Source organism: Sphingomonas changnyeongensis (genome assembly GCF_009913435.1).
GTDB lineage: Bacteria > Pseudomonadota > Alphaproteobacteria > Sphingomonadales > Sphingomonadaceae > Sphingomonas_B > Sphingomonas_B changnyeongensis.
Window position 1 is genome coordinate 2,352,772 of sequence record NZ_CP047895.1, and the last position, 11,376, is coordinate 2,364,147.

An 11,376-nucleotide genomic window follows, 5' to 3' on the forward strand; every position below is an offset into this window, starting at 1 on the left:
CTTAGAGTGCGGCCGGGGCGGCCGGCGGAGTTTCCATCGGCACCGGCGGCAGCGTCGCCGGATCGATGGTGCCGCTGTCGGGATAAGACGGGGCATAATGATGCTCGACCGCCCACAGATACCAATTGTCGACCACGGTGCCGGTCAGCAGGATGCCGATCCCGCCGGTCAGCGTGGTCAGCACCGCAAACCACCAGGCCCAGCGATGGATGGATTCCATGTTGGCATTGAAGCCCATGGTCCAGCGCCAGAACAATGCGCCGCGTTCGGTGGCGGTGCCACGGTCGGTGATCTGCTCGATCTCGCGCTCGGCCCCGTAACGGGCGGTGGCGAGGATCGTCGCGCCGTGCATCGCAAACAGCAGCGTCGAGCCATAGAGGAAGACGATCGAGAGACAATGGAACGGATTGTAGAACAGGTTCCCGTACCGGATCGAAAACGCAGCCGTCCAGTCAAGGTGCGGGAAGATGCCGAACGGCACCGCTTCGGACCAGCTGCCCATCAGCGCGGGGCGGATGAAGCCGAGCACCAGATAAAGCCAGATCGCACTCGCAAACGCCCATGGAATATGCGTTCCCATGCCAAGCGCCTTTGCCCGCATGAAGGTGCGCAGCCACCAGAGCATGATCGACGCGGTCAGAAAGAAGCCCGCCAGGATCCACCACCCGCCCTGGGCAAGGGGCACAAAGGGCGAAAAGCCCCATTCCGGCCCCGGCGGCTCGAGCGCGAGCCAGGGCAGCTGGCGAACGAACTCGACCGGGCTCCAGTTGACCGAGGCGGCCATGTTGAGCCCGATGATCTCGATGGCCAGAAAGCCGCACAGCAGCGAGGCAAGACCGAGCTTGCCCAGATAGAATGGCCCGATCTGGGCCGCACCCAGCTTGCCCATCCAATAGTTGAAACCGCCCTTGCCGAGGCGCGGATCATTCCCGGCCGGCAGCGGCACCCCATATTCGGGGGCCGTGCGCAGCTGGATTTCGTTGAACAGCGAATAATAGCGGGACATGGCGCGTGCCTCCTCAGGACCAGATCGGCAGGTTGAGCCACCAGGTCCACCATTCGGGCCAGCCGCGGGTCCAGAACGGTCCGGAGATCACGATGCACACCGCGCTCCAGAAGCCCGCATTGAGCGCGAGCAGCAGCCCGACGCGGTGGATGCCCATCGTGCCGACCGAATAGCCGATCAGGTCGCGGAAGAATGTATCTTCATATTCCGGCGTCTTGACGGTGCCGCCCTTGGGCGGGTTCGTCGCGGACAGCACCAGCCCGCCATGCATGGCGAGCGCGAGCGTGGTGGTGAAGAAGAACGACACCGCCAGCATGTGCGCCGGGTTATAGTGGAAGTGGAGATACTGATAGCCGGTGTTCGACACCCAATCGAGATGGCTGAAGATGCCATAGGGGAAGCCATGCCCCCATGCACCAAGCAGCATCGGCCGGATGACGACCAGCGTCACATAGGCGAAGATCGCCATGCCGAAGGCGATGGGCACATGATAGCCCATGCCGAGCTTGCGGCAGATCTCGACCTCGCGGAGCGCCCAGCTGACGAATGCGCCGATCGCGCAGACGGTGATGATCTGCCAGAACCCGCCTTCGCGCAGCGGCGCGAGCGCCAGGCCGTACGACAGATCGGGCGGCTCGATCGAGATCAGCCACGGGTTCCAGGTCGGCCCCAGCGAGGCCGCATACAGGATCAGCCCGGTGCCGAGCAGCGAGAAGAACGCCGCAGTGACCCCGAAGAACCCGACATAAAACGGGCCCACCCAGAAGTCGAACAGGTCGCCCCCGATGAGCGTCCCGCCACGGACGCGGTACTTTCGTTCATAGCTCAAGAGCGCCATGACTTAACCCCTCCCCTGCCTGCTGGCGGGCATGCATGCGATGAATAGCCCCGATTTCTCGGGCCGGTCAGCCGGCCGGTCGGACCGGCCGGCTGGGACGGGACAGGCCGGAGCCGTCCCGTCCCGACGAGCGGATCAGGGTGTTGCCTGATCCGTCGCAGCCGGCGCCGTTGCCACGGCGGCCGCCTTCTTCGGTCCATCGAGCCAGTTGAACCGGTCCGTGCTGAGCAGGATGAAATGGATCAGCAGCGCGAGCACGAACAGGAACACGGCAAGTGCGACCAGCGTCCGTCGCGGGTCGAAAATCAGCCAGATTCTCCACATGTCTCGTCCTCCCCTCAGGCCATCAGGCTGGTGATGGCGGTGCTGGCGAAATCCACGCCAGTCTGCAGCGCCGCATAACCGTCAGGCCCCGGGATCCACGGCCGCCACATCCAGGCAAGGAAGTGGGCGACGATGGCCACCAGCGTGAACAGGATGAAGCTGCTGACAAACAGTTTGTGGAATTCCTTCGCTTCGTCTGGGGTGAGATAGGTCCCCGGACCGAAGCGATCGTCTCTGGTATCGCTCATGCTTCCGTCTCCAATCTGCCCGGCCGGTAACAATGCGGCGCGAACGCCTCCGGGCGACCTCCGCACGACGCCAGTCGCCGTGCGGATCCATGCTCCCCGCCCGATCCCGGCGCGCAGCCGGCACAGACGAAGGAAAAGGGTGAAATGCTCATGCCGGCTGCCCCTCGAGCAGCGCATCGGCGAGGCGCTCGGCCGTCACCACATGCTCGCCGTGCCGGCGCGCCGCGCGCTCGGCCGCATCGCGCAGCCGCTTGGCCGCCGAAATGCGGACCAGCACCGGCTGGGCCTCGAGGATTGCGTCAAGCTTGGCCTTGGCCTCGGCCTCCCAGGCCAGCTCGGCCATGGCACGTGCCGGCGTCGGATCGACGGCATCCATCTGGGTCGACAGCGGCAGGATGTGGAACAGCGCGTCGAACAGCGCGTTGCACACCTCCTGCACGATATAGGTGCAGCCGGAATAGCCCATGAACGGCGTGCCGATATGGCGGCGGATCACCGCGCCGGGAAAACTGGCCGGCACATACATGCCGCGCGCGCCGCACTCGGCCATGTACATCCGCTCGTTATAGCTGCCGAACAGGATGAGCGGCGGATTGGCCCTGATCGCCTGGCGCACCGCCTCGTTATCGGGCTTCACGCCCGCCGTGCGGCCAAAGCTGAACGCGCAGGGCAGCCCCATATCCTCTTCCAGGAAATGGCGGACGCCGCGGGCATAGGTTTCGTTGGCGACGATACCGAAACTGGCGGTGCCGAAGAAATCCTGGGTCACCGAGCGCCACAGATCCCAGAGCGGCTTGATCGTCGTGTGCTTTTCGCGGGCGATGAACGGCTCGGGATCCAGCCCCGTCAGCTCGCCCAGCTTGCGCAGGAATGCGGTGGTCGACTGCAGCCCGATCGGCGCTTGCAGATAGGGCCGGTCGAGCGCCTCGCACAGCAGCCGCCCGAACTCGCGGTACATGCAGATGTTGACGCTGGCATCGGCGAGGCGGCGGATATCCGCCAGATGGGTGCCGAGCGGGAACACCATGTTCACCTCGGCCCCGATGCCTTCGACCAGCCGGCGGATTTCGGCGAGGTCGGAGGGCATGTTGAACGTGCCGTACATCGGCCCGATGATGTTGACGCGCGGGCGCTCACCCTCTTTCAGGCGCTTGGGCCCGGGCATTTTCTTCGGCCCGAACTGGGTCCACAGCCATGCAAGGGCGCGATCGGCCGCCTGCCACTGATCCTCGTCGATCGTGCGCGGCAGGAAACGCTGGATGGTCGTGCCCTCGGGCGTCACACCTCCGCCGATCATTTCGGCGATCGAGCCGGTGACGACGACCGCCGGCAGGTCTGGATCGAGCGTGTCCCAGGCCCGGCGCATCGCGCCCTCGGTGCCGTCGCGGCCCAGCTCCTGCTCCGACAGGCCGGTGACGGTGATCGGCAGCTCGTGCGGCGGCAGCGCGTCGGTATAGTGAAGGACCGAGGTGACCGGCAGGTTTTCGCACCCGACCGGCCCGTCGATGATCACCTGCAGCCCCTTGACCGCAGTGAAGGCATAAACGGCCCCCCAATAGCCGCCCGCCCGGTCATGATCGAGGATCAGCGTCATTGTCCGATCGCCTCCTCTGACTTGGCGGCAGCGATGCGCCGCGCGGCATATTTCGCCTTGAAGTCCGGCCGGTCGACCGGGACATCTTCCCACACCCCGGCGGCCGCGCCCTCGCCGACGCCGTCGAAGAAATCGCGCATCCGGTCGAACCGCCCCTGATTGGCGAGTGCGGCACCCACCACCATCGCCAGGCTGCCCGCCCCGGCCGGCCCCATCAGCGGCCGCGCAGAAATGAGATTGGTGAAATACAGCGCCGGCAGCGCCTTGGCCTTCGCATGCTGGACGACCGGGGTGGTGCCGATGGCCAGATCCGGCCGATATTCCTCGACCGCCGCAATGTCCTGCTCGAGGCTCGCCCGGTACTGGACGAAGGTGCCGCGCGCCTCCAGCCATGCCCGGTCGGAGTCCGACCAGGCGGTGCGGGGACAGGCGGTGCCGACATAGGGCACCTCCGCCCCGCTTTCGACGAGCAGCCGGGCCACAAGCAACTCCGAACCTTCATAGCCCGATACAGTGATCCGCCCGCGCACCGGCCGTGCGGCCAGCGCGCCGCGAATGGCGGGCAGGAACTGGTTCTGGGCGGCGGCGACCTTGTCGGCGGCGATCCCGCACGCCTCGCCGATCGCGGCCAGCCAGTCGGCCGTGCCGTCCACGCCAACCGGCGCGGAGCCGATCACCGGCCGGCCCGCGGCCTGAAACTCGCGGATGCTGGCGGTGTAGAAAGGATGGATCGCGGCGACCGCCGCACAATCGAGCGCGCCATAAAGCTCGCGCCATTCGCGTGTCGGCACGACAGGACCTGCCTGCAGCCCGAGCGGCGCGAGCATCATGCCGATGCCCACCGGATCGGCCGGGAACATTTCGCCGAGCAGCGTGACCGTCGGCAGATCGGCGCGCTCGCGCGGGGCCTGGACGGGGCCAGCCTCGGCCTCCTTGCGCGCATAGCTCAGCATCGCGCCGGCCAGCACATCCTTCGCCTCGGCATGGGTGGGCACGCCAAAGCCCGGCACATCAATGCCGATCACGCGCACGCCGTTGATATCGCGCGGCAGCAGCTGCAGCGGCACGCCGGATGCCGTCGGCACGCACAGATTGGTGACGATGATCGTGTCGTAAAGTGCCGGATCGGCGAGCTGGAACACCGCGTCGCGGATGTCCTCGAACAGCTTGCCGGTGACAAGCGTTTCGGAGTTGAACGGCACATAGCCGACGGTGCGGCGCGCGCCGTAGAAATGGGAGGTGAAGGTCAGGCCATAGACGCAGCAGGCCGAGCCCGACAGCACGGTTGCCGTGCGCCGCATCCGCAGCCCGACACGCAGCGAGCCAAAGGCCGGGCACATGCTCTGCGGCTGGTCATGCGGCCCCGTGGGATAGTCGCGGGCATAGCCGTCGAGCAGCTCCGCCTTGCCGGCGGCCGCCGCCTGGGCGCGCAGCTTTTCAGCACCCGCATGGCAGCCGGCCGCCTCCACCGGGGCAGACCCGGTTCCTCCGCCAACCGCCGGCGACGGCGCGTCGGGCGCGGCGTCGATCCGGTCGAGCGTTCGGGTCGAAGGGGCGAGATCGGTCATCGCTCAGACCTCGTCGTAAATGACTTCGAGGGACGGCCGCTCATGATAGGTGCCGCCGCGCATATCGGCCTGGGTGGCGGGCATCAGCGTCACATTGCCGCCGGTGTCCTCGGGCTTGAACAGGCCGAGCAGCCCGTCCTGGTCGAGCGGGCGCGGCTGCAGCGGCGGCGCCGTCTGCACATTGGTTGCCAGCTCCTCGAACAGCGAACCCCATTGCCCACCGGGGCGGCCGATGATCTGGTAATTGGCCGATTTGCGGCGAATATCCTCATGCGCGGGGATGGCGCACAGCACCGGGATGCCGACCGCATCGGCAAAGGCATGCGCCTCGCCAGTGCCGTCATCCTTGTTCACGATCATGCCGGCGACGCCGACATTGCCGCCGAGCTTGCGGAAATATTCGACCGCCTTGCAGACATTGTTGGCGACGTAGAGCGACTGGAGATCGTTCGAGCCGACGACGATCACCTTCTGGCACATGTCGCGCGCGATCGGCAGGCCGAAGCCGCCACAGACCACATCGCCCAGAAAGTCGAGCAGCACATAGTCAAAGCCCCAGTCGTGGAACCCGAGCTTTTCCAGCGTCTCGAAGCCATGGATGATCCCGCGCCCGCCACAGCCGCGGCCAACCTCGGGCCCGCCCAGTTCCATCGCGAACACACCGTCGCGCTGGAAGCAGACATCCTCGATGTTCAGTTCATCGCCGGCGAGCTTCTTGCGCGACGAGGTTTCGATGATCGTCGGCGTGGACTTGCCGCCGAACAGCAGCGAGGTCGTGTCGCTCTTCGGGTCGCAACCGATCAGCAGCACGCGCTTGCCCTGCTGGGCGAGCATGTAGGACAGGTTGGCGAGCGCAAAGCTCTTGCCCGATCCGCCCTTGCCGTAAATCGCGATGATCTGCGTCGTCTTGGTGGCGGCGCCGGTCGGCACCGGGTCGGGATCGACCGCGGCTTCCGCACGCAGCGCATCCACATCCAGCATCGTCATGCCCTTGTCCTCCAATCGATGACCATTTTCAGGCAGCGCGGATCGCCAAATGCGGTCGCATAGGCCTCCGCAGCCCTGTCCGCAGGGCGGACGTCGGTAACCAGCCCGTCGAGCGACAGGCTGCCATCCTCGATCAATGTGCGCGTTGCAGCGAGGTCGCCGGGCTGAAACTCGGCGGCGATGCGGATGCGCGCCTCGCGCTGGAACGCCGGCGGAAACGCAAAGGCGACCGGCTGCTGGTAAAAGCCGCCAAGCACCAGCTCGCCGCCGCGCGCCAGCCTGCCGATCAGCTCGTCGATCAGTCCGTGTGCGCCGCTTACGTCATAAATGGCACGATAGTCGCGCCGGTCGTCATCGGCCGGATCTATCACCCGGTAGCCTTCGGCTCCGCCGCGCCGCAGCGGATCGATTTCCCAGACGGTCGGCGCAGGCGCGCCGCGCGCGATCGCGATCCGCGCCAGCAGCCGGCCAAGCACGCCGTGCCCGACGATCAAATCGGGAGGATCAAAGCCCGGCAGCATGTGATGCGCGGTCGCCGCGAGCGCCATCAGCACCCCGGCCTCACCCAGCGCCTCGGGGATCGGGATCGCCCGCGCCGCCGGCACGATCACCCGCGCCGCAGCACCGCCGAACAGCCCGTTTGCGCCCTTGAAGCAGCGCGCGCCCGGCACGAACACCCATTCACCGATCCGTGCCCGGGCATTGACCCCGGCATCGGTCACGCGCCCGACCGATTCGTAGCCCGGGACAAGCGGATAGCCCATGCCGGGAAAGGGCGGCATCCGCCCCGTCCACAGCAGCTTTTCAGTGCCGGTGCTGATGCCGCTCCACGCAATGTCGACCAGAAGATCGTCATCACCGACATCGGTGAGCGCAAGCGGCCGCAACGAAAGCCGTTCAGGCGCTTCGATGATGACCGCAAGTGATTCCATATCCGACCCTCCCCCGGAGGCCCATTCCATTCCGTAAGGTCAGGAATGGATACCGGGTCAGATGTATGATGATCTTGACACTATCTGGTGTCAACCTGAATTGACGTCAGCGGCGGATGACGATCACGCTGGCAGCAAGGGGAAGCGGGGTCGGCCGAAGGCGGACCGAGGCAAAGCCCGCCGCCCTGGCCATCGCGCGATATTCGGCAAAGCTGCGCGGCCTGCCCGAGCGCATCGCGGCAAGATAAAAGCCGAAATAGGATGCCCCGACACGCGGTGCGGACCTGACATCCGCGAGCGGCTCGACGATCAGCAGCGTCCCGCCCGGCGGCAGCGCGGCATGGATGCGCGTGAGCAGGGCTGCGACCGGCGCGTCATCATGGTCGTGCGCGACCCGGACAAGCGTGATCAGATCATGCCCGCCGGGCAGCGGATCGCAGGTGAAGCTGCCGGGAATCGCCTGGATCGGCAGGCCAAGCCCGGCAAAGCGCGCTGCGGCACGCGCCGCGACCGGGGGCAGATCGAACACCGCCGCCGACAGGCCGGGAGTCGCGCGGCACACCGCCTCGGCAAAAGCGCCCAGCCCGCCGCCAATGTCGAGCATGTGGCGGTGACGCGCAAAATCATAAGCGGCGAGCGCCTGTTCGACGACCATCGGCTGGCTTGCCGCCATCAGCGCCGAATAGCTGGCCGTATCCGCCGGCTCCGCCGTGCCGTCATAGCGCCACAGCGCCGCCAGCCGCCCCGGCCCGCCGCCGCGCAGCATCGCCAGCGGATCGGCGAGATCGGCATAGAGCAGCCGGTGATGGGCGATCATTTCCGCCACGCCCGGGCTGGTCGACATCGCCGCGCCGCGCGTGCCCAGCGTCCACAGATCGCCCACCCGCTCGGTCAGCGCCAGCGGCTCGCCCGCGCGCAGCAGCACCCGCACCGCCTCCGGCGTCAGGCCGGCGGCGCGCGCGGCCCCGGCCTCGTCATGCGGCCGTTCGGCCAGCGCGGCGAGCAGCCCCGATTCGATCAGCGCCTGGGTGATTTGCGAATAGATGAAGCCCGCCGACAGATCGAACAGGTCGCGGGCATAACGGTGCGCGACCGGGCGCAGCGGGGCGACGCGCGCGGCCCAGCGGCGAAAGCCGGGGGCGGCGAGCAGCCGGTTGCGCCAGCCCGTCCAGCCGAGCCGCAGCCTGTCGAGACGGTTAGCCATTGCGGTCGTTCACCCCATCTGTCCAGATGGTTGGACGCATGTTATGTCCAGGTCAACCGACAAGCGGGAGGGGCGGTATCGGCGTGGCGGCGGGGCATCAGGCGGACGATCAGGGGGTCGTGGTGGTGGGGGCCGGCATTGGCGGTCTGGTCGCCGCCACGCTGCTCGCCGCGCGCGGCGTCCCGGTCACGCTGATCGAACGCCAGGCGGCACCGGGCGGCAAGGCGCGCATGGTCGAGGTGCCGGGCACCGGCGGTCCGGTCGCGGTCGATGGCGGGCCGACGGTGTTCACGCTGCGCGACGTGTTCGACGAGGTGTTCGCCGAAGCCGGGGCCGCGCTCGACGATGAAGTGGCGATCACCAAGGCCGACATCCTTGCCCGCCATGGCTGGAGCGATGGCAGCCGGCTGGACCTGCACGCCGATCCGGAGGCGAGCGCGGCGGCCATCGCCGATTTTGCCGGGCCGCGCGAGGCCGACGGGTTCCGCGCCTTCATGGCGCAGGCGCGGCACAGCTTTGCAACGCTCGAGCACAGCTTCATACGCGCGCCGCGCACCAACCCCATCGGCCTGACATGGCGGATCGGGATGATGCGGCTGGGCGCGCTGGCCGCCATCCATCCCTATACCCCGCTTGCCCGCATGCTCGGCGGCACGTTCCGCGATCCGCGGCTGGTGCAGCTGTTCGCCCGTTATGCGACCTATTGCGGCTCGTCGCCCTATCGCGCGCCCGCCACGCTCGCGCTCATTGCCCATGTCGAACAGGCCGGGGTGTGGCTGATCGAGGGCGGCATCCATGCGCTCGCTTTGGCGCTCGCCCGGCTCGCTGCCCGCCACGGCGCGGTGATCCGCACCGGCGCGACGGTGACCGAGATCGAAACCGGCGGTGGCCGGGTGACGGGCGTCAGGCTCCAGTCCGGCGAACGCATCGCCGCCCGTGCGGTGATCGCGGGGGCTGATGTGGCGGCGCTCGCCGCCGGCCGGTTCGGGAGCGGCGTTGCCCGCGCGGTCAGCGCGCCCGCGCCGCAGCGCCGGTCGCTCTCGGCCTTCACCTTTTTGATGCAGGCAGAGCCCGGGGGTCTGCCGCTCGTCAGGCACAATGTTCTGTTTTCCGACGATTACCGGGCAGAGTTCAGCGATATCGCGAACGGTCGCCCGCCGCAGGACCCGACCGTCTATGTCTGCGCGCTCGACCGCGCGGCAGCGGACGAGACCAGCGCGCCGGGCGGGCCGGAGCGCTTCCAGATCATCGTCAATGCCCCCGCCAATGGCGACCGCCATGATTATGGCCAAGAGGAGATCGAGACATGCACCAGGCAGATGCAGGCGCGGCTGCGGGCATGCGGGCTAACCCTCAGCCCAACCCGTCCCCCGGTCGTGGTGACGCCGACGGATTTCGAGCACCTCTATCCCTCGACGGGTGGAGCCCTTTATGGACGGGCCTCGCACGGATGGGCGGCGTCCTTCCTCCGCCCCGGCAGCCGGACACGGATCCCTGGGCTTTATTGCGCGGGCGGGAGTGTCCATCCGGGCGCGGGGGTGCCGATGGCGGCCTTGTCCGGTCGGCTGGCAGCGACGACCGTGCTGGCGGACCTCGCTTCGACCGGGCGGTCGCGCCCGGCGGCTATGCCTGGTGGTATGTCGACGCCCTCTCGGACGGAGGCGATTTCGGGCTGACGATCATCGGCTTTGTCGGCTCGGTCTTCTCGCCTTATTACAAGGCGAGCGGGCGGGGCGAGCCGATCCGCCACAGCGCGATCAACGTCGCGCTTTACGGCCCGCGCGGCGCGCGCTGGGCGATGACCGAGCGGGGGGCCGCCGCCGTCGCGCGCGCGCCCGACCTGCTTGCCGTCGGTCCGAGCGCGATGCGCTGGACCGGCGAAGGGCTGGTGATCGACATTGACGAGATCGCCACCCCCTGCCCCGCCGCGTGCGCGGCCGGGTGCGGCTGCTGCCCGAGTTCATCAACCCGAACAGCTTCACCCTCGATCCCGACGGCCGCCACCACTGGCGCCCGATCGCGCCGCGCGCGCGGGTGGAAGTGGTGATGGACAGCCCCGGCATCAGCTGGAACGGCCATGCCTATTTCGACTGCAATGACGGATCCGAATCGCTGGAGGACGGCTTTGTCGACTGGCAATGGTCGCGCGCCCATCTGGGGTCCGATGTCGCCGTGCTCTATGAAGGGGTCAGGGCCGACCGGTCGCGCTTTGCCGCGGCGCTGCGTTTCGATCATCAGGGCGGCGTCAGCGAGGCCGAACTGCCCCCGGCCGCGCCGCTGCCGCGCACATTGTGGCTGATGAACCGCGAAACCCGCGCCGATCAGGGCATCGCACGGGTGCTCCGCACATGGGAGGACACGCCCTTTTATGCGCGCTCGGCGCTGGAGACGACGCTGTTCGGCGAACGCGTCGCCGCCGTCCATGAAAGCCTGTCACTGACGCGGTTCGTCTCGCCCGCCGTCCAGTGGATGCTGCCCTTCCGCATGCCCCGCCGCCCGGCTGAGCCGGGGGCGGACTGGCCGGCCCGGGGGAGAGACTCGCGGGCCGAGCCTGTGCCTCGTCAGCCGCGCGACGCGCGCGGTCGGCGCGGATCTCCCGGTTGACCGACCAGAGCTGCCAGAACAGCACGCCCAGGATCAGCGGCCCGAACACCGCGAACTCGATCCAGCCATAG

At 68.0% G+C, this 11,376-nt stretch carries 11 protein-coding genes; 2 read left to right on the top strand and 9 right to left on the bottom strand.

Annotated elements, in window-relative coordinates:
• Position 1: 1 nt before the first annotated feature.
• The 9 genes from pufM to GVO57_RS11640 all read right to left on the bottom strand — a co-directional run bounded on the left by pufM (position 2) and on the right by GVO57_RS11640 (position 8,701).
• Positions 2-1,006 (bottom strand): photosynthetic reaction center subunit M, encoded by a 1,005-nt coding sequence (gene pufM / locus GVO57_RS11600; RefSeq protein WP_160593270.1) that lies wholly within the window; start codon positions 1,004-1,006, stop codon positions 2-4.
• Between the two features lie 13 nt (positions 1,007-1,019).
• A complete protein-coding gene (gene pufL, locus GVO57_RS11605) occupies positions 1,020-1,844 on the bottom strand; it encodes a photosynthetic reaction center subunit L (RefSeq protein WP_160593271.1) in 825 nt (274 codons plus the stop codon).
• Between the two features lie 135 nt (positions 1,845-1,979).
• A complete protein-coding gene (gene pufA, locus GVO57_RS11610) occupies positions 1,980-2,168 on the bottom strand; it encodes a light-harvesting antenna LH1, alpha subunit (protein WP_160593272.1) in 189 nt (62 codons plus the stop codon).
• Between the two features lie 14 nt (positions 2,169-2,182).
• Positions 2,183-2,416, bottom strand: a complete 234-nt coding sequence (gene pufB, locus GVO57_RS11615; protein WP_160593273.1) for a light-harvesting antenna LH1, beta subunit — start codon at positions 2,414-2,416, stop codon at positions 2,183-2,185.
• A gap of 148 nt (positions 2,417-2,564) precedes the next feature.
• Positions 2,565-4,010 (bottom strand): chlorophyllide a reductase subunit Z, encoded by a 1,446-nt coding sequence (gene bchZ / locus GVO57_RS11620; RefSeq protein ID WP_160593274.1) that lies wholly within the window; start codon positions 4,008-4,010, stop codon positions 2,565-2,567.
• Positions 4,007-5,578, bottom strand: a complete 1,572-nt coding sequence (gene bchY / locus GVO57_RS11625) for a chlorophyllide a reductase subunit Y (protein WP_160593275.1) — start codon at positions 5,576-5,578, stop codon at positions 4,007-4,009. Before bchY ends, bchZ begins: the two co-directional genes overlap by 4 nt.
• Before the next feature lie 3 nt (positions 5,579-5,581).
• Positions 5,582-6,565, bottom strand: coding sequence for a chlorophyllide a reductase iron protein subunit X (locus GVO57_RS11630; RefSeq protein WP_160593276.1), 984 nt, complete (start codon positions 6,563-6,565; stop codon positions 5,582-5,584).
• Positions 6,562-7,497, bottom strand: coding sequence for a chlorophyll synthesis pathway protein BchC (gene bchC / locus GVO57_RS11635; protein ID WP_160593277.1), 936 nt, complete (start codon positions 7,495-7,497; stop codon positions 6,562-6,564). The genes GVO57_RS11630 and bchC overlap by 4 nt, the downstream gene beginning before the upstream one ends.
• A 106-nt stretch (positions 7,498-7,603) precedes the next feature.
• Positions 7,604-8,701, bottom strand: coding sequence for a methyltransferase (locus GVO57_RS11640; protein WP_160593278.1), 1,098 nt, complete (start codon positions 8,699-8,701; stop codon positions 7,604-7,606).
• An 83-nt stretch (positions 8,702-8,784) separates the two neighbouring features.
• Between GVO57_RS11640 and crtD the strand changes: the two genes are divergently transcribed.
• Together crtD and GVO57_RS11650 are read left to right on the top strand one after the other, a co-directional pair.
• Complete coding sequence (gene crtD, locus GVO57_RS11645) at positions 8,785-10,377, top strand: 1-hydroxycarotenoid 3,4-desaturase CrtD (protein WP_233281358.1); 1,593 nt, start codon at positions 8,785-8,787, stop codon at positions 10,375-10,377.
• Between the two features lie 253 nt (positions 10,378-10,630).
• Positions 10,631-11,305, top strand: coding sequence for a hydroxyneurosporene dehydrogenase (locus tag GVO57_RS11650; RefSeq protein ID WP_327785518.1), 675 nt, complete (start codon positions 10,631-10,633; stop codon positions 11,303-11,305).
• Positions 11,306-11,376 lie beyond the last annotated feature (71 nt).